This is a genomic window from Chitinilyticum litopenaei DSM 21440 (assembly GCF_000428145.1).
Lineage (GTDB): Bacteria > Pseudomonadota > Gammaproteobacteria > Burkholderiales > Chitinibacteraceae > Chitinilyticum > Chitinilyticum litopenaei.
Map to the genome: position 1 here is coordinate 19,888 of NZ_ATZJ01000005.1, position 18,828 is coordinate 38,715.

General features: G+C 64.0%; 16 protein-coding genes and 2 tRNA genes. 7 read left to right on the forward strand and 11 right to left on the reverse strand.

What is annotated here, in order from left to right:
- Window positions 1-161: 161 nt before the first annotated feature.
- Window positions 162-1,235, reverse strand: coding sequence for an oxidoreductase (locus tag C515_RS0103145; protein WP_028454344.1), 1,074 nt, complete (start codon window positions 1,233-1,235; stop codon window positions 162-164).
- A 329-nt stretch (window positions 1,236-1,564) separates the two neighbouring features.
- Here C515_RS0103145 and C515_RS0103150 point away from each other — a divergent pair, with 329 nt between their 5' ends.
- The 3 genes from C515_RS0103150 (at window position 1,565) to C515_RS0103160 (ending at window position 2,571) form a co-directional block, all read left to right on the forward strand.
- Complete coding sequence (locus C515_RS0103150; RefSeq protein ID WP_028454345.1) at window positions 1,565-2,152, forward strand: LexA family protein; 588 nt, start codon at window positions 1,565-1,567, stop codon at window positions 2,150-2,152.
- A 255-nt stretch (window positions 2,153-2,407) separates the two neighbouring features.
- Window positions 2,408-2,484 (forward strand) — tRNA-Arg (locus tag C515_RS0103155).
- 11 nt (window positions 2,485-2,495) lie between these two features.
- Window positions 2,496-2,571: transfer RNA gene (locus C515_RS0103160), tRNA-Glu, on the forward strand.
- A 225-nt stretch (window positions 2,572-2,796) separates the two neighbouring features.
- On the opposite strand, the gene C515_RS0103165 is transcribed toward C515_RS0103160, so the two are convergent.
- The 8 genes from C515_RS0103165 to guaA form a co-directional block, all read right to left on the reverse strand.
- Complete coding sequence (locus C515_RS0103165; protein ID WP_028454346.1) at window positions 2,797-3,180, reverse strand: DUF2237 family protein; 384 nt, start codon at window positions 3,178-3,180, stop codon at window positions 2,797-2,799.
- Window positions 3,181-3,258: 78 nt separating this feature from the next.
- Window positions 3,259-3,738 carry a retropepsin-like aspartic protease family protein gene (locus C515_RS0103170; protein WP_051304577.1) on the reverse strand — a complete coding sequence of 160 codons (480 nt, stop codon included), beginning with the start codon at window positions 3,736-3,738 and terminating at the stop codon, window positions 3,259-3,261.
- Window positions 3,739-3,944: 206 nt separating this feature from the next.
- Window positions 3,945-4,739, reverse strand: a complete 795-nt coding sequence (locus tag C515_RS0103175; RefSeq protein WP_043647912.1) for an MBL fold metallo-hydrolase — start codon at window positions 4,737-4,739, stop codon at window positions 3,945-3,947.
- A 1-nt stretch (window position 4,740) separates the two neighbouring features.
- Window positions 4,741-5,526: a TatD family hydrolase gene (locus C515_RS0103180; protein WP_028454349.1), complete on the reverse strand. Its 786-nt coding sequence runs from the start codon at window positions 5,524-5,526 to the stop codon at window positions 4,741-4,743.
- Window positions 5,527-5,588: 62 nt separating this feature from the next.
- Window positions 5,589-5,954: a PilZ domain-containing protein gene (locus C515_RS0103185; RefSeq protein WP_028454350.1), complete on the reverse strand. Its 366-nt coding sequence runs from the start codon at window positions 5,952-5,954 to the stop codon at window positions 5,589-5,591.
- A 72-nt stretch (window positions 5,955-6,026) separates the two neighbouring features.
- The gene (holB, locus tag C515_RS19305; protein ID WP_051304578.1) at window positions 6,027-7,037 is read right to left on the reverse strand and encodes a DNA polymerase III subunit delta'; all 1,011 of its coding nucleotides are present in this window, start codon (window positions 7,035-7,037) and stop codon (window positions 6,027-6,029) included.
- Entirely contained in the window at window positions 7,034-7,690 is a 657-nt protein-coding gene (gene tmk / locus C515_RS0103195) for a dTMP kinase (protein ID WP_028454351.1), read from the reverse strand. The genes holB and tmk overlap by 4 nt, the downstream gene beginning before the upstream one ends.
- A 109-nt stretch (window positions 7,691-7,799) precedes the next feature.
- Entirely contained in the window at window positions 7,800-9,377 is a 1,578-nt protein-coding gene (gene guaA / locus C515_RS0103200; protein WP_028454352.1) for a glutamine-hydrolyzing GMP synthase, read from the reverse strand.
- Window positions 9,378-9,686: 309 nt separating this feature from the next.
- Between guaA and C515_RS0103205 the strand changes: the two genes are divergently transcribed.
- The 4 genes from C515_RS0103205 to C515_RS19315 all read left to right on the forward strand — a co-directional run bounded on the left by C515_RS0103205 (window position 9,687) and on the right by C515_RS19315 (window position 16,597).
- Window positions 9,687-10,490, forward strand: coding sequence for a DUF1338 domain-containing protein (locus C515_RS0103205; protein WP_028454353.1), 804 nt, complete (start codon window positions 9,687-9,689; stop codon window positions 10,488-10,490).
- Window positions 10,487-11,605 (forward strand): saccharopine dehydrogenase family protein, encoded by a 1,119-nt coding sequence (locus C515_RS0103210; RefSeq protein ID WP_028454354.1) that lies wholly within the window; start codon window positions 10,487-10,489, stop codon window positions 11,603-11,605. Before C515_RS0103205 ends, C515_RS0103210 begins: the two co-directional genes overlap by 4 nt.
- Before the next feature lie 234 nt (window positions 11,606-11,839).
- Entirely contained in the window at window positions 11,840-13,387 is a 1,548-nt protein-coding gene (locus C515_RS19310) for an aldehyde dehydrogenase family protein (protein WP_051304579.1), read from the forward strand.
- A gap of 165 nt (window positions 13,388-13,552) precedes the next feature.
- Window positions 13,553-16,597 (forward strand): carbohydrate-binding protein, encoded by a 3,045-nt coding sequence (locus tag C515_RS19315; RefSeq protein ID WP_051304580.1) that lies wholly within the window; start codon window positions 13,553-13,555, stop codon window positions 16,595-16,597.
- A 549-nt stretch (window positions 16,598-17,146) separates the two neighbouring features.
- Here C515_RS19315 and dacB read toward each other — a convergent pair.
- Window positions 17,147-18,604 carry a D-alanyl-D-alanine carboxypeptidase/D-alanyl-D-alanine endopeptidase gene (dacB, locus tag C515_RS0103225; RefSeq protein ID WP_028454355.1) on the reverse strand — a complete coding sequence of 486 codons (1,458 nt, stop codon included), beginning with the start codon at window positions 18,602-18,604 and terminating at the stop codon, window positions 17,147-17,149.
- Window positions 18,601-18,825: an oxidoreductase-like domain-containing protein gene (locus tag C515_RS0103230; RefSeq protein ID WP_245574977.1), complete on the reverse strand. Its 225-nt coding sequence runs from the start codon at window positions 18,823-18,825 to the stop codon at window positions 18,601-18,603. Before C515_RS0103230 ends, dacB begins: the two co-directional genes overlap by 4 nt.
- Window positions 18,826-18,828 lie beyond the last annotated feature (3 nt).

The window sequence follows — 18,828 nt, forward strand, 5'->3', positions numbered from 1 at the left end:
TGCGGCAGCGCGAATCAATCAAAGGGAATCGATTTTTCGTCACGCGCAGGACGCGCGCGGGTCATCAGACTGGAGGATGACACTCGCGCATTATAAGCACGCGTCCGGCAAACATGAAACCGAAATCTTGCCGGCCGGCACCATGGCAAGAACAGCGGCAACTATCCCTGCCGCAGGGCGGACAGACGGTCCAGCTCATCAGCATGCAGCTCGGGGCACACGCGCAGCCCTGTTTGCGCACTCGCCAGTGCCGCCTCCAGAATCGCCATCACCGCAACGCCTTCCAGCGCACTGACCGGATTGACGCCCTGCTGGCGGATCGCCGCAGCCACCGCTGCGTAATAGGCCGGATAATCACCGGCAGGCAGATCAATACCCCCCTCCCGCATCACGCCATCCGCAAAGAGCTGATTAGGGTTTGGGTCAATACCCCACTCCGCCACCCCGGGCCGCAGGCCGGCCTTCAGCTGGGCCTCCTGCTCGTCCAGCCCGTACTTGATCCAGCTGCCACGCGTGCCATGCACGGCAAAGCGCGGCACACCACCACTGACCAGCATGGACGCATGCAGCAAGACCGCCAGGTCGGGATAGTGCAGCTCGACATGCGCCCAGTCCGGACTCAAGCCGCCCGAGCGGCAGGTACGAATGTCGGCACTGACGGCGGCAGGCACGCCAAAGAGGCAGAGTGCCTGATCAATCAGGTGCGGCCCGAGGTCATGCCAGAGCCCGGCCCCGGGACCATCGCCTTCGCGCCAGCGCGCCTGCACTTGCGGACGAAAACGGTTGAACTGGCTATCAAACTGCACAATCTTGCCGAGCTGGCCGCTATGCAGCAACGCCTGCAAGCCAAGAAAATCGGCATCCCAGCGCCGGTTCTGGAACACCGACAGCAGCCGGCCGGCCGATTCGGCCAGTTGGGCCAGCGCCCGTGCTTCGGCCAGCGTCACGGCAAAGGGCTTGTCGATCACCACGTGCTTGCCGGCCCTGAGTGCGGCTTCGGCCATCGGTGCATGCAGATGATTGGGGGTGGCGATGACAACCAGTTCCAGCCCGGGATCGGCCAGCACCGCCTCCAGCGTACTCACAACCCGTGCCTGTGGGCAGACTGCGGCAAGCTCGTCGTGCCTGCTGCTGAGAATGGTGTCGACCGCCAGTGCAGGACAAGCCTGCAACAAGGGCAAATGAAAGGTACGGCCAGCGTAGCCAAAGCCCAGCAGGGCAGTCCTGATTGGCATGATTCACTCCGGTGCGCAGTAAGGGGTGCGCCTGCATGGCACTATGCCCGATTTGGCGCCAGGCTTCACTGCCGGCAAGGATGGATTGACAAGCGAACGGACGTTCACTACGCTAAACGGCGAACGGTCGTTCTGCAAATCACTGGCCTGCCGGCAAACTGCGGCGGCCCAGTCACTGACGCCGGCTGGCCATTCAGCAACCGACGTTCAGCCACTGCCTTGCCCGCAGCGCTGGCCTGGCGCGGCAAGCCTGATTGGCCAACGGACATGGTGCAGCCGAAACACTGTTCAAGCATCCCTTGCAACCTTCTAGCCAGCCGGACTTCGCCATGGGCAACCCGAACCGCGACCACGAATACCTAGCCAAGCTGCAGGACTATTTTGCCAGCTACCGCAGCCTGCCCTCCTACGCCGTTATCGGCGAGCTGCTCGGCATGGCGTCAAAATCCGCCGTCTCCGCGCTCGTCAAGCGCCTGACGCTGGCCGGCTTTGTCGAAATGAGCCCGGACAAGCGCCTGGCGCCAACCAAGCGCTTCTTCGAGCGTGAAATCGCCGATTTCAATGTGCCGGCAGGCCTGCCTGCGGCCGCCAACGACGCAATGAGCGACTCGCTGTCGGTTGACGAATTCCTGATCCCCCGCCCTTCCACCTCGCTGCTGGTGCGCATCAAGGGCGACTCGATGATGGACGCCGGAATTTTCGACGGCGACATTGCGGTCATCGAAAAACGGCATGCCGCCAATCTGGGCGATTTCGTACTGGCAATTGTCGACAACGAATACACCCTCAAGGAACTCGGTCGCGACAAGCAGGGCTATGTGCTGCTGCCGCACAATCGCGACTACCAGCCCATCCGCGCCGAGCAAAGCCTGGAAATCTTTGGCGTGATGACGGGATTGATCCGCAAATACCGTTAGCCACTGTTGATGCTTGATTGCTGTTTACGCAGCCGCGCCAGCTTGCCGCGGCCCGAAACCAAGCTCAAGCAAGTGCGGGTACTTGCGAGCATTGGTGACAAAACATCCGGCAAGAAGGTAAAAGCCAGTCCATGCAGGCGTGGCGAGTCTGCCGATTTTCTAGCGGCACGATAAAAAGCTTGCAGGCGGGAATGAAACACCGTATAGTCCGGCCTCTCGATTGCTGGCGGCAACGCCGGAAATCGAAAAGGCAGCGCACCCGTAGCTCAGTTGGATAGAGTATCTGGCTACGAACCAGAGGGTCGGGCGTTCGAATCGCTCCGGGTGCGCCAGCCAGCTCCAGGTCCCCATCGTCTAGAGGCCTAGGACACCGCCCTTTCACGGCGATAACCGGGGTTCGAATCCCCGTGGGGACGCCAGCTCAGGCTGGCATGAAAACAACCGGCGCAAGCCGGTTTTTTTACGCCCCTTGCTCGAGGAAACACAAGAGCGGCAAGGAAGAGTGTTACGTTTCCGGATGCCTTCTCCGCGCCAGACCGACGCGCCCCTTCTAGCCGTTTCGGTACAGAAGCCAGTCTCGTCTTTATTCGGGCCAAGCTGCTGCAGAACAAGCCAAAAGCCTATCGCAATCGGCTGCACATGCACTACTCGCGCGACTGTGGCCAGTCCAGCGCATGTGCCACGAGCGTCTCCAGTGAAACCAGATTCAGCAGCTGCTCATCGGTCGCTGCCAGATACAGGGGCGGCGCCACGCCAGCCTGCAGCGCCTCAACCCAGCGCAAGGCGCACAGGCACCAGCGCTGGCCGGCGCGCAGCCCCGGAAAACCAAACTCGGGACGCGGCGTACTCAGATCGTTGCCTCGGCTGCGGGAAAAAGCCAGAAACGCATCGCTCAACTCAACGCATACCGTATGCTGGCCCGGATCATCGGCCAGACTGCGACAACAGCCATCACGCAGATAGCCCGTCAAGGGCGACATGCTGCAGGGCTCAAGCGGCTCGCCCAGCACATTCAAAGCTTCTTTCATCCCATTCATCCAGCCTTCCCTCTTGGTTGTTGGCAAAACGGCCTCAGCCGCACGCGATTGATGCGTCAGCAAGCCGACTCAGGAACGCGGGCGCAGAATCATCGTGCCATCGCGCAGCAGTACATCAAAGCGGTTCAGCACATTCATGCCCAGCAAGGCTTCGGCGCCCAGCTGCGGCACCACCACCGCACGCACTTGCTGCAGGGTAAACGGTGGCACATCAAGCTGAGGCAGCACGGTTTCATAACCCTCGACCACACCGTTGGCGGTCTGGCTGCGCACCCGCGCACCGCGCGGCAAGCCAAGGCGCTCGGCCATGGCCTGATCCAGCGTTACCGTAGTGGCGCCGGTATCGAGCAAAAACGGCAGCACCTGCCCGCCCACCTGACCGCGCACGCGATAATGACCATCGGCGGCGCGCGGGATTTGCAATTCGCCGGCGCCTGACACGGTTGTGGCAGGAGCCTGGCGCTCGGTGAGGAAATCGCCAAAAAACCAGTAGCCGCCACCCAGAATGGCCAGCCACAGCAGAATCAACACCGGGGTGGAACGCGTCACGATTACTCCATCAAACAGGCTGTTGAAAAACCGCCTGCGGCCCGTTTTTCTCGGCAAAGCCGGGAAAAATGCATGAAAACAAAAATACGTCCTTGATGCTTCAGAGGGATTTGCGCCGGGCTTTGCCTGGTGCCTGGTGTCGGCCGAAAATCTGATCGTTCAATACCCTTCCAATGTATTGACATGCAAACCACAGCCAGCATGAGCTACCGGGCAATACCCTCAGAAAAAAGGCGCATGCCATCATAAGCAGGCACCACCCCCGCCGGCAGTCGCGCCGACAGGGCATGATATTCAAGCTCGTGCGTCATATGAATGAGCACGGTACGCCGCGCACCGATGCGCGCAGCCCAGTCCAGAGACTCGGCCACACTCAGATGGGTCGGATGCGGCGTATCGCGCAGGCAATCCAGCATCAGCACGTCCAGCCCCTGCAGCAGCGCAAGACTGCCATCCGGAATGGCGGAGACATCGGTGAGGTAGGCGACATCCCCCACGCGCCACCCCAGAATCGGCCACTTGCCATGCGTCAGCGATATCGGCTGCACCGTTACGCCGGCAATAGTCAGCGCAGCCTCATGCACCTCGTGCAGCGTCAGTACCGGCTTGTCCCAGTAAGCGTTCGGCGGCAGGATGGTGTAGGGAAAGCGCTCGCGAATGTGCGTCAGCATCAGCCGGTTGCCGTACACCGGCAAGGCCGCTTTCTGCAGCCAGCAAAAGGCGCGCAGATCGTCGATGCCGTTGATGTGATCCGCGTGCGGGTGCGTGTAGAGCACGGCATCGACGTGCAGCAGCTTTTCCCGCAGCGCCTGCTGGCGCAAGTCCGGGCCGGTATCGATCAGGAAGATCTTGCCGCCCGCGCGCAGCACGGCCGAGGCGCGCGTGCGCACATTGCGCGGATCAGTGGACGTGCAGGTCGGGCAGGTGCAGCCAAGCGCAGGTGTGCCGCCGCTCGAGCCCACACCCAGCAGCAGCACCTCGACGGACAGGGCGGCTGCCATCTCAGGCCGCCCTTGCCTTGGCGAACAGGCGGAAGAAATTCGCCGTCGTCACTTCGGCCACCTCCTCTACGCTGACGCCCTTCAGCTCGGCGATGAATTCGCCGACATGGCGCACCCAGGCCGGGCGGTTGAGCTTGCCGCGATGCGGCACCGGCGCCAGATAGGGGCTGTCGGTCTCGATCAGCATGCGCTCCAGCGGCACATGGCGCGCGACGTCCTGCAGCTCGGTCGCCTTCTTGAAGGTAACGATGCCCGAGAAGGAAATGTAGAAGCCCTCGGCCATCGCCGCATCGGCCACGGCGGCGCTCTCGGTGAAGCAGTGCATGACGCCGCCGGTCTCCACCGCCCTTTCCTCGCGCATGATGGCCAGTGTGTCCTCGCTGGCCGAGCGCGTGTGGATGATCAGCGGCAGGCCAGTTTCGCGCGCGGCGCGGATGTGCGTGCGAAAACGCTCGCGCTGCCACTCCATGTCGGCAATGCTGCGCCCTTCCAGCCGGTAGTAATCGAGTCCGGTTTCGCCAATGGCGATGACCCTGGGGTGTGCGGCCTCGCGCACCAGCAGTTCGACCGAAGGCTCGGGGGTATCTTCATAATCGGGATGCACGCCGACGGAGGCGAACAGATTGGCGTGGGCTTCGGCCAGCGCCAGCACCGACGGGTATTCGGGCAGGTTCACCGCCACGCACAGCGCGTGGCTGACCTGCGCGGCCTGCATGTCGGCCAGCTGCTGCGGCAGGTCTTTCACCAGCTCGTCAAAATTCAGATGGCAATGCGAATCAACAAACATGTTTATCCAAGCAAGAAAAAGGCCGCACCGGGCGGCCTGTAGCAAAACTGGCGCAAGCCAGCCTACATCGTGTGCGTCGTGCGGCCGGAGTTGAGATAACCGCCAAGCAGGTTTTCAATCTTCACCCGCGCCTGGCCGCCCGCTTCGTTGTTGGAGAACTGCACGCCGATACCCTGCTGGTGATTGTTGTGCGCGCCCTGCGGGGTAATCCACACCACATGGCCGGAAACGGCGATCTTGGCCGGATCATCCAGCAGCGAGAGCAGCATGAAGACCTCGTCGCCAAGGTTGTAGCTCTTGTTGGTCGGAATGAAGATGCCGCCGCCTTTCACAAAGGGCATGTAGGACGCGTACAGCGCGGCCTTTTCCTTGATGTTCAGCGACAGGACACCGGGCCGGGTCACCGGCTGACGGGTGGGTTCACTCATAGATTTTTTCTCTCAGCACCACAGGCCCCATCCGGGCCTGTCACCTCTGTTGCGGCCAAACCGGCAAGGAAGTCATCCCGACCTCTTGCCGCCCTTGCCGCGCAATCCGTCCAGATAGGCGAACAGCAGGGATTCGTAAACCAGTCTGGCATTCAGCGGATGATGCGCCAGTTTGCGCGCGTCCAGCAAGGTTTTCTGCCAGTCCAGCAAGGCAGTAGCCCGCACCGACAGGCGCTGCAGGTCGTCACGCCAGTCCGGATAATAGCGAACTTTGCCACTCAGCCCCAAGCTGACTATGTCGTGCCCCCATTTCTGCAACCAATCGATCACCAGTGCGGCGTCAAGCTTCTGCTTGTCCAGCGTCTGCGCGACGCCGATCACATCGAGCGCGGCCGGATTGGCCAGGTGGCCGAGCAGCTCCGTGCGCTGCGCCAGCCAGCTGGCGCCCGCATCCTCGAGCGCCGCCAGCGGTGCGCCGCCGGTGTGCGCCAGATGCAACTGCGGATTCACCACGCCCTGCCCTTCGAGCCATGCGCTGGCTGCACGCGCATCGGGCATGGCCAGCGGAAACTGCCGGCAGCGGCTGCGTATCGTCGGCAGCAGGCGCCGCCAGTGATGCGCGACCAGGATGAATACCGCGCCCGAGGGCGGCTCTTCCAGCGTTTTCAGAAAGGCATTGGCGGCGGCCACGTTCATCGCCTCGGCCGGCGTGACTATGGTCACGCGCAGGCCCCGGCGGTGGGAGGTCAGATTGACGAAGTCCTCCAGCTCGCGGATCGCATCGACCGGAATCACCGGCTGCTTGCGGCGGGTTTTGCCGTCTTCGTCCTCTTCGGCCTCGGCCGGCGTCAGCAGGCGATAATCCGGGTGGTTGCCGGCGAGAAACCAGCGGCAGCCTTCGCACTCGCCGCAGGGTTCGTTCTGCTGCGGCGCCTCGCACAGCAGCAACTGCGCCAGCCGCTCAGCGAAACGCTGCTTGCCGATGCCGGCCGGGCCGGTCAAGAGCAGCGCATGCGGCAGGCGCGCGCGGTCGCGCAGCAGCGTTTGCCAGTCATGACTTTGCCAGGGATAAAGCGCGCTCATGCTGCTGTCCGCCCGATCCAGCCCAAACCGGCCAGCAGGCCGGCCAGCTCGGCCTGGATCACCTCCAGCGGCCGGTTGGCATCGATGACACGAATGCGCGCTGGCGCGGCGGCGGCGCGCTCGAGATAGGCCGCACGCACGCGCGCATGGAAATCCAGCGCCTCGCGCTCGAAGCGATCCAGCACGCGGCCGTTCGCCATGCGCGCCTGGCTGACTTCCAGCGGCACGTCGAACAGCAGGGTCAGCTCCGGTTCGATGCGTGCAGCCCCTTCGCCCTGCACCCAGTTTTCCAGCGCGGCAAAGCGCTCCAGAGCCAGGCCGCGCCCGCCGCCCTGGTAGGCATAGGTGGCATCGGAAAAGCGGTCGCACAGCACCCATTCGCCCCGCGCCAGCGCCGGGCGAATGACGCTGGCCAGGTGCTCACTGCGTGCAGCAAACATCAGCAACGCCTCAGTATCGAGCTGCATCCCTTCGCGCAAAAGGAGTTCACGCAGATACTCCCCTACCTTTGTACCGCCCGGCTCGCGCGTCAGCAGCAGCGGGATACCCTGTGCGCGCAGATGCTCGGCCAGCCACGCCAGATGCGTGCTTTTGCCCGCGCCGTCGACGCCCTCCACCGAAATGAAGCGCCCCTGTTTGTGTCCTTGCGTCATGACCCGTTCCGTTGCGAATTGCGCATGATTGTCGCACAGCAACACCGTGTGCTGCTGAACGGCGTACAGCAAAAAGCCAGCATCACGCTGGCTTTTTGCTGGGCGGGAATCACTCCCACTCGATGGTCGCCGGCGGCTTGCCGGAAACGTCGTACACGACACGATTCAGGCCACGAACCTCATTGATGATGCGGTTGGACACCCGGCCCAGCAGCGAATAGGGCAATTCAGCCCAGTGGGCCGTCATGAAGTCGCTGGTCACCACCGCGCGCAGCGCCACCACATAGTCGTAGGTGCGGCCATCGCCCATCACGCCGACGGACTTCACCGGCAGGAAAACCGCGAAGGCCTGGCTAGTCAGGTCGTACCAGCTCTTGCCGGTCTTTTCGTCCACGGTGTTGCGCAGCTCTTCGATGAAAATGGCATCGGCGCGACGCAGCAGGTCGGCGTATTCCATCTTCACTTCGCCCAGAATGCGCACACCGAGGCCCGGACCCGGGAACGGATGACGATAGACCATTTCGTGCGGCAGGCCGAGCGCCACGCCCAATTGGCGGACTTCATCCTTGAAGAGTTCGCGCAGCGGCTCCAGCAGCTTGAGGTTCATGTCGTCCGGCAGGCCGCCGACGTTGTGGTGGCTCTTGATCGCATGCGCCTTGCCGGTCTTGGCGCCGGCCGATTCGATCACGTCCGGGTAGATGGTGCCCTGCGCCAGCCACTTGGCGGTGGTCAGCTTGGCGGATTCCTGCTGGAAGACTTCGACGAACTCGCCGCCGATGATCTTGCGCTTTCTCTCCGGGTCGGTGACGCCGGCCAGCTTGCCCATGAACTGCTCGGTGGCGTCGACGCGGATCACCTTCACGCCCATATTGCGCGCGAACATGTCCATGACCATATCGCCTTCATTCAGGCGCAAGAGGCCGTGATCGACGAATACGCAGGTCAGCTGGTCGCCAATGGCGCGGTGGATCAACGCGGCGGCTACCGAGGAATCGACGCCGCCGGAGAGGCCGAGAATCACTTCTTCGTCGCCCACCTGCTCGCGAATCTTCCTGATCGCTTCGTCGATGTAGTTGGGCATGGTCCACGATGGCGTGGCGTCGCAGACGTGCAGCACGAAGCGGTGCAGCATTTCGCTGCCACGCTTGGTATGGGTGACTTCCGGATGGAACTGTACCGCGTAGAAGTGGCGCGCCTCATCGGCCATCGCCGCAATCGGGCAGGACGGGGTTTCGGCGATCACCTTGAAGCCATCCGGCAAGGCGGTGACCTTGTCGCCATGGCTCATCCAGACATCAAGGAAACCGTTGCCGGCATCGTCGATGCGATCCTGCAGGCCTTCGAACAGCTTGGAATGGTGGCGCGCCTTGATTTCGGCGTAACCAAACTCGCGCTTGTCGCCGCTTTCCACCTTGCCGCCCAGCGTCTGCGCCATGAACTGCATGCCGTAACAGATCCCCAGCACCGGAATGCCCAGCTCGAACAGCGCACGATCAGCCTGGTAGTCGGATTCGTAGACCGAATTCGGGCCGCCGGACAGGATGATGCCCTTGGGATTGAAAGCCCTGATGTCGTCCAGCGACATGTCGAAGGGATGCAGTTCGCAATACACGTGGGCTTCGCGCACGCGACGCGCGATGAGCTGGGAGACCTGGGAGCCGAAGTCCAGAATCAGAATCTTGTCCATGCCGGGCAATTCCTGGGAGCGAGGGAAAGGAAGCGGCGCATTTTACTGCAGAGCGCCGTCCACAGCGAGCACGGCGACCGGCGGGCAGCAAACAGACGGTCAACAGCATGGGTATACACGTACAGCCAATCAACAGATTGAGCTACAACCTTATACCTTGCCAGGCATGCAATCAGATGCCCGGTGTGACCAGCATGCGCAGCCGACCATGTCGCCAGCGGAGCCGCCCGGCGCGCCACACTGGCGACATGGTCGGCCAGGCGCTACGGTGCAGACAGGGAGAACGCTGATCATTCGCAGAGGTGCACGATGGATCGCACACGCTTTTTCCGGCAACTCTGGCAGCACTACGCCGCGCTGACGCCGCAGTCCCCGGTCATCCGTGCACTGTTCGGCGGCGACGCGGTCATCAACGACCACGTCGCGTTCAGGACCTTCGCCGATTCGCCCGTCAGTCTGGCAAGGCTTGAGCCGCTGCTGGCCGCGCTGGGCTACCGCCGGCACGCGCCCTACGCCTTTCCCGACAAGCACCTCGCCGCCTGGGGTTATGTCTGCGACGCCGATCCCGACGCACCGCTGGTGTTCCTCTCCGAACTCGACGTTTCTGCCTTGCCTGCGGCCTGCCAGGCGATATTGCGGCCCTTGATCGCCACCATCGCCGACAACGCGGCGAGCGATCCGCAGGTCTTGCATGCCGGCCCCCTGTGGCCGGCGATCAGCAGCAGCGAATACGAACTGCTGGCCAGCGCCAGCGAATACGCCGCCTGGCTGGCGGTGCACGGCATGACGGCCAATCACTTCACCATCGCCGTGCACCGCCTGAACCCGCCCCTGACGCTGGAAGCGGTGTGCGAGCGCGTTGCGACCGCCGGCTTTGCGCTGAACACCGCCGGCGGCACGATCAAGGGCACGCCCGCCGAACTGCTGGAACAGGCCAGCACGCTGGCCGACCGCCAGGATTACCGCTTCGCCGACGGCGTGACGCTGATGGTGCCGACCTGCTACTACGAATTCGCCCGGCGCTACCCCGATCAGGACGGCAAGCTGTATCAGGGCTTTGTCGCCGCCAGCGCCAACCGAATTTTCGAATCGACCGACCGGAGGCCGACATGACGCCGCTGCTCGTGATCGGCGCCGGCAAGATCGGCGCCAGCCTGGCCCGCCTGCTGGCCGATTGCGGCGACTATGCGGTGACGGTCGCCGACCGCGACGCCGAGGCGCTGATGCGGCTCAATGAGCATTGCGAGGTGCAGACGCGCGTGCTCAATGTGCGCGATCCGGTCAGCCTCGCGGAAGCCATGCAGGGCCAGCACGCGGTGATTTCCGCCGCCAGCTTCGACGTCAACACGCGCATCGCGCGCACCGCGCTCGCCGCCGGCATCAGCTATTTCGACCTGACCGAAGATGTCGCCACCACGCAGGCGATACGCAGACTGGCTGCCGGCAGCCGGGCCGGCCAGATCTTCATGCCGCAATGCGGGCTGGCGCCGGGCTTCATCGGCATTCTGGCTGCCGACATTGCGCGGCGCTTCAGCACGCTCGACACCATCAAGATGCGCGTCGGCGCCCTGCCGCAATACCCGGACAACCGCATCAAGTACAACCTGACCTGGTCGACCGACGGGCTGATCAATGAATACTGCAACGCCTGCGAGGCCATCCGCCACGGCAGGCTGACTACCGTGCACGCGCTGGAAGGGCTGGAGCATTTCGCGCTGGACGGGCTGGAATACGAGGCCTTCAACACCTCCGGCGGGCTGGGCACGCTGTGCGAAACGCTGGCCGGGCGGGTAGAGGACATGGATTACAAGACCGTACGCTACCCCGGCCACCGCGAGCTGATCGATTTTCTGGTCAACGGCCTGCGCCTGGGGCGCGACCGTGCGCACCGGCAAACGCTGAAGAAAATCCTCGAGGAAGCGGTGCCGATCACGCTGCAGGATCTGGTGCTGGTCGTCGTGTCCGTGTCCGGCCAGCTCGACGGCCAGTTCCGCCAGATCAGCGACGCGCGCAAGATCTACCACGGCAGCTACCACGGCCAGCCGTGGAGCGCGATCCAGCTGACCACCGCCGCCAGCGTCGCCGCGATCATCGACCTGCACGTCGCCGGCCTCTTGCCGGACACCGGCTTCGTGCGCCAGGAGGATGTCCGCCTCGCCGATTTTCTCGGCAACCGCTTCGGCCAGCACTACGACGTGCCGCGTCTGGCGGCGGAAATCCCGGTTTAGACAAGCTAACACCTGATCACACAAGGCTTCAGCCAAAACCAAAGCTGATTTGCCAGATTTTTCAGCAAAACCCGACAACCACAGCGACACAAAGATCACTGAGAAAAGCCGGAGGAAATCTGATGTATTTCTCGGGGTTTTCTTCCTCTGTGCTCCTCCGTGCCTCTGTGGTGAATGGGGTTTCGCGCACGCTGAGCAATGTTGCCAATCCGAACCACACAAGGAGTACCGCCCATGTCCGAAACCCTGTTCCAGGCCTGCGGCATTGCCCGCTGGCGCCAGCAGGATTGCTGGCCCGCCGCCGTGCTCGATGGCCGGGCGCATTACGACGCCGACGTGCGCCATCCACTGGCCACACCGATCGACGGCAGCGCGCTGGGCTGGCTCGGCCATGCCACTCTTTCACATACCCACCTAGGGATAAACTCCGCACACAATGCCTACTTGAGCTGGCGACTGATACCCGCCCCACAGCGCGGACAATTGATTGCCTGCATCGCCGGCAAGCTGCGCGCGCGCCGCGCGGCCCTGGCCACGCTGATCACGCTGGAAAGCGGCAAGATACTCGGCGAGGCCGAGGGCGAGGTGCAGGAATGGCTGGACATGTGCGACTTCGCCGTCGGCCTGTCGCGCCAGCTGCACGGGCTGACCATCGCCAGCGAGCGCGCCGAGCACCTGCTGCTCGAACAATGGCAGCCGCTGGGCGTCGTCGCGGTGATCACCGCCTTCAACTTCCCCGTCGCCGTCTGGGCCTGGAACGCCATGCTCGCCCTGGTGTGCGGCAATGCGGTGATCTGGAAGCCGTCGGAACAAACCCCCTTGTGCGCGCTGGCCGTGCAGGCGCTGGTCAGCGAAGCGCTGCAGGAATGCCAGGCGCCCGCCGGGCTGTGCCAGCTGGTGAACGGCGACGCCGCCACCGGCGGCCAGCTGGTGGCCGACCCGCGCGTTGCACTGATTTCGGCCACCGGCTCCTGCGCGATGGGGCTGGCGGTGGCGCAGGGGGCAGCGCGGCGGCTGGCGCGCACGCTGCTGGAGCTGGGCGGCAACAATGCGGCAATTGTCACGCCCAGCGCCGACCTGGCGCTGGCGACGCGCGCCATCGTCTTTGCCGCCGCCGGCACCTGCGGGCAGCGCTGCACCACCCTGCGCCGGCTGATCGTGCACGAGGACATCGCGCCGGCGCTGCTGGCCGGGCTGGTAAATGCCTACCGCAGCCTGCCCATCGGCGACCCGCGCCAGCCCGGCGTGCTGGTCGGCCCGCTGATCAGCGCGTCGGCGCGCACGCGCATGCAGGCGGCGCTGGCCGAGGCGATCCGCGATGGCGGCGAGCTGCTCACCGGCGATGAACAACTGCCGGTCGGGGCAAGCAACGGCGCCTATGTGCGCCCGGCCATCGTCGTCATGCCCGCGCAGACCGCCATCGTGATGCGCGAAACCTTTGCCCCCATCCTGTATGTGCTGCGCTACCGCGATTTCAGCGCGGCGATCGCGCTCAACAATGCCGTCAGCCAGGGTCTGTCGTCGGCGCTGTTCAGCAACGATCTGCGCGAAACCGGCCGCTTTATCGGCCCGGCCGGCTCCGATTGCGGGCTGGCGAATGTCAACACCGGCACCTCGGGCGCCGAAATCGGCGGCGCGTTCGGCGGTGAAAAGCTCACCGGCGGCGGACGCGAGAGCGGCTCGGATGCGTGGAAGAACTACATGCGCCGCGCCACCAATACCATCAATGCCGGCACGGCGCTGCCGCTGGCGCAGGGGCTGGTGTTTGGCGAGCGGCCGTGAGCTCGCTGGCCGCAGCGGCAAAATCTTACAAACTCATGGGGTATTTGTTTTTATTTCACAACATTGCTTTCCCAGTATTTACTTGATGCCATCAAAAAACGCTGGATGCGTCTGATTTTCATCCACTAGAATGGCTGCGCCCCTCAACGCCGCCGGTGGATTCCCATGCTGAAGCAATCAATCGCAAGCCAGGCCTTGCTCCTCGCCGTTTACGCAAGCAGCAGTTTCGCAAGCCAGCCGGCCCCGCAGCCATGGCGGGAAGGCATCAGTTATGCACGCGGCGAGCAGGTGATTTATCAGGAGCAAGGCTATGTGGCGCTGGTTGCGCACACCGCCTACTCCGGCAGCAACTGGAATCCGCAGCAATCGGCCACGCTCTGGCAGCCCTTGCCGCAGCAGGCAGGCAGCAGACCCGTCACGAGCGCCACACCGGTCAGCACCATCACCAACTGGAGCGAAGGACGCACGTATGCCCAGAGCGAGCGGGTCAGGCACGCCGGCATCATCTATGCCGCCCGGGTCGCGCACACCGCCTTTGCCGGAAGCAACTGGCAGCCGCAGCTGACCCCGTCCCTGTGGTATCCGCTGACCGTGGTCGACCCGATCCGCAAGCCGACCTCTGCCCCAACCCCGAGCACAACGCCATCCGCTACGCCCAGCCCTTCGCCAAGGCCCAGCGCCATCGTGACGGCCACCCCCTCCCCCAGCCTGCCACCCGTGCTGACACCGCCGCCGACGCCCGTGAGCACGGCCACGCCGCTGCCTTTCCGCCAGCTGGAAGATGCCGACGCGCGGGAGAAAATCAGCGACTGGATGAGCATTCTGAAAGACAGTCGCCAATACCCCACCGCCGTCCTGTCGCCGGTACCCAGCCAGCCCATGTCGGTACCGGTCATGCCGGTACGCCCGGAACATGGCCTGCTGCTCGAGCAAAATCCGCCGACCTTCACCTGGCCGCTGCCCGCGCCAACCAGGGAATATCAAAGCACGGAGTTCATTCTCGAAATCCGTCATCCGGACGGCCAGATCGAAACGGTCAGCAGCCCCTACAACTGGTATCTGCCACGCAAGCTGTATGCGCCGGGCACGTACGCCTGGCGGGTCACGGGCAAGGGTCTGGATGTGAAGCCCAATCAGGGCAAGGATCTCGTCAGTGGCTGGCGCAACTTCACCATCAGCGCGACGGCCATGCCGCTGGTCGATCAGGAGCAGCTGGCCTGGTTTGCCAGCGACAGCAGCTGGTACCGGCATGTCAGCGAAACGGCGCACCCGCGCCTGCTGCCGGAAGCGGACATCGAAGCCCTGCGCCCCGTGCTGACCACCGGCGAGCGCGCGGCCATGTTCCGTTCGCTGATCAGTGACGTGAAAAACCAGGCCAATCGCATCATCGTGCGCGACAGGAACAATGCGGTACTGGTGGACTACAACCTGCCCGCGATGCCGGTACTCGGCACCGAACCGGTCAATGGCGTGCCGCCGCGCCAGGCCTACATCCTCAATTCGCAGGCCGTGCCGGTGCGCGAACACCGCTACATGTCCAATGCGGCGCTGGTCTGGCGTGTCTACCGCCACTCCGCCAAGCCCGAAGAGCAGGAGCTGGCGCAGCTCGCCTTCAAGGACCTGAAGGATAGACTGCTGAATCTGGCCTCCTGGCCGGGACTGGGGCTGGATGCCTATGTCGCGGATACCGACTCCGGCGCGCGCTGGACCATGCTGGCGCTGATGCTTGGCTACGATCAGCTGCACGATGCGCTGAGCCCGGCCGAGCGCGCGGCCATCGTGCAGAACATCCGCACCCGCCACAGCAATATGGAAAAGGTGCTGATCGGCAAATTCCGGCAGATCGAGCGCCACCCGATGGATTCCCACAATGTGCCCGGGCTGCTGGCCATGGGCGCCGTGGCCGCCGTGATGGCCGGCGATGGCAGTGCCGGGCAGGCGCTCTTCGATGAAGCGACCTTTGCCCGCTATGTGCCACTGATGTATGCCTTTGGCAGCCCCTGGGGCGGCAGCGATGGCGGCTGGGGCAATAGCGGCGCCTATGGCATGTGGCAACCCGACAATGCCTTCCCGCTGCTTGATGCGCTCAAGCAGGCAGCCCAGGTCGATCCCTACCGCCTGATGCAGCAGCGCAATTACATGCGCTGGCACATGCTCTCCATCCTGCCGGGCAATATTCCGGCGCCCTTTGGCGATGGCGTGATTCCGGAGGGCAAAACGCCGGGGAACTATGCGCGGATCATGTACAGCCGCAACCCCACGCAGGATCTGGCCTGGTATTCCACACAGCTGCCGCCGGCCACCGGCTGGCGCTCGCACGCCTATCTGACTTCGCCGGTCATCTCCGACGCCAAGGGGCTGGCAGGCCCGGCGGAGCGGGCCACGTCCGCGCTGTTTGAATCGGTCGGCCAGGTGACGATGCACAGCCGGCTCGAAGATCCCGCGCGCACCACCATCCATTTCCGCTCCAGCCCCTATGGCGCCTACAACCACAGCCATGCCAACCAGAATGCCTTCACGGTCGGCGGACAGGGCAATGCCCTGCTGATCAGCACCGGGGTTTACGATTATTACCACTCCCCGCATGCACTGGGCTGGGCGCGCCAGACCAGGGCCAGCAATGCGCTGACCTATGATGGCGGCATTGGCCAGCTGGCGACACGGGCTTACGGAGCGACCGGGCGCATTCGTGTGTTTCATGATGCAGGCGACTTCACCATCACGACGGGAGACGCCACGCGCGCCTATGATCCGGCCACCATCCAGCGCGCCCTGCGCACGCTGGTATATCTGAAGGACAATCTGCTGCTGGTGCATGACGATGCCAGCGCCACCAGACCCGTGAGCTGGGAATGGAATTTCCACACGCTGGAAGCCGCCAGTGCGGCGGGCGGACCACAGGGCATGATTGCGGTGCAGCGCGGCCAGGCCAAACTCTGCATGCAGCAGCTGGCGGGCTCGCCACTGGCCCGGCTGGCGCAAACCGACCAGTATGCGGTCAATCCGTCCACCAGCAACTGGACGCCGACCCATCACGCCGTCTGGTCGGTGGCCACGCCAGGCACGAGCTTTGAAAGCCTGGTACTGATCGACATTGGCTGCCAGGAAGGCAGCAAGCCGGTGGTACAGCGCGATGGCAGTGCGCTGCTGGTCAAGGTACGGGATCGCGAATTCCGCTTCGAAGCCGGCAAGCTGCCGCAATATCGCTGAAGCGCCCGGGCCGCCTGACGATGGCGGCCATGCGGCCCGGCCTGCGCCGGAATCAGTGCCCGGCGCGTGGCGGCACGCCAAACTGATCAGATGAGCTGATTAGCCAGCTACCTCAGCAAAGAACAATTCGTCATTCCCGCGAAAGCGGGAATCCATGTGCAATGCCTGTTCGAGCGATGCTCTGGATACCGGCTTTGACCGCGGGAATCCCCGTGGGACGCCGGCATGACGCGTTGCCGGGCTGACCAAGCAATCAGGAAAAACCAACCTGATGATGTCTCTGCTTCAGAATCGTCATTCCCGCGTACGCGGGAATCCAGATGACGGTGTGAAATCAAGCGTTCTCTGGATGCCCGCCTTCGCGGGCATGATGAAAAGGGGTTCTGAAAGAGAGGCATAATCAGGAAAACCAATAAGGTATATCGCCACAGCCCTTTATATGCATTGGCTGCAGCCATATACCTGCAACCCATCAACTACAGGCATCCCTGCCCCCCGACGGCATGCGCGCAAACTGGCCGCCGCGATTGGCACGGACCAGGGCGATGCTCAGCGCCATTCGCCGCGCAACACGCTGCGCGTCAGCGCATCAAGCACAGGCACGCCACGGGGGGCTTCGGCGTGGTTGATGATGCCTACCAGCGCCCAGTTCTTGCCCTTGTCATCGCGGACATAACCGGCAATCGCGCGCACATCGCGCAACGAGCCGGTTTTCAGGTGCGCGAGACCTGCCTCGCCGGGCTGGGTGAGGCGTTTTTTCATCGTGCCATCCAGCCCGACCAGAGGCAGCGAGGACACAAACTCGGCGGCCAGCGGGCTGCGCCAGGCCTGCCGCAGCAGGTCGGCCAGATGGCGGGTGCTGATGCGCTCCCGGCGCGAGAGGCCGGAACCGTTTTCAATCACCAGCTCGGGCCAGTCCAGCCCCTCGCTGGTCAGCCAGCCGCGCACCGCTTCCTGGGCGGCGATATCGGTGGGGGTGCCGGTGGCGGAGCCGCCGGCCTGGTGACTGCCAAGGGTAAGGAACAGCTGACGGGCCATCACGTTGTTACTGAACTTGTTGATGTCGCGCACGATGGCCGTCACATCGGGCGAACGGGTGGACGCCAGGATTTGCGCGGCCTCGGGCACGGCACGGCCTTCCGGCTTGAGGCTGTGACCAGACCCCTTGCCACCCTCGGCGTACCACAGGTACCAGAACAGCGCCGCCGTGTAATCGCGGGGGGTCAAGGCCGGCACATAACGCACCGCCCGGCAGCCGCGCGGCATTTCTCCGACGAACTGCACCAGCCAGTGCACGCCGGTCACCTGGCCGGCACGCTGCTGGATGCGCTTGCTCCAGTTCGCGCAATCTCCTGCCTCACCCAGCGCCAGATCGTTGCTCACCCGCACCTGGTTGAGCGGTGGTTCGGTCTGGATCTGCACGCGCTCGCCGGTGGAGTCGATGGTGATGCGCAGCGTGCGGAAATTGCTCAACAGCGCATCGGGCTGCACCAGAAAGGCACGCTCCGTATCGCCATCGTCTTCATAGTCCTGCGGCAGCGCCAGCGGACCGAACACGCTGCCATCCAGCACCAGCCGCCCGCGAATGTCATCCACGCCTGCGGCGCGCAATTCGCGCACCAGCAGCCACATGCGCTCGATGGTCAGCTTCGGGTCGCCGCTGCCGCGCAGATACAGCTCACCGTCGAGCACGCCATTCACGGGCTTCTGCTCGGCCAGTATGTCGGTTTGCCATTGCCAGGCCGGGCCCAGCAGATTCAGCCCGGCCCAGGTCGTGACCAGCTTCATCGTCGAAGCGGGGCTCACCGCTTCGTCGGCCCGGATGTGGGCAGGCCTGCCGCCATCGAGCGGCAGCAGGGACACATGCAGGGCCTCAGCCGGCAGGCCGGATGCTTTCAGCGCCTGCTGCACGCTGGCCGGCAAGCCGGCCGCCAGCGCGGCTGGCGCAAGCAGGGTCAACACCCCCAGGGCAAGAGAATGGCGAAGAGAATGACGAAGACGATTCACGATGCGGATTCCTCTTTGGCGGGCTTGGCGGGATGGCGCTGCTGCCAGGCCAGCAGATCGCGACGGTATTGCTGCAGTTCTTCAGCGTAGGTATCGAAGATGCAGGGATTGCAGCCGCTGCCGCAACAGGCTTCCAGCGGCGGCTCTTCGGGAGGCAGCGGGCGCGGGTCGCTGTCATCCAGAGCAACAAGATTGGGCTGATTTGGATTGATCATCTGCATGCG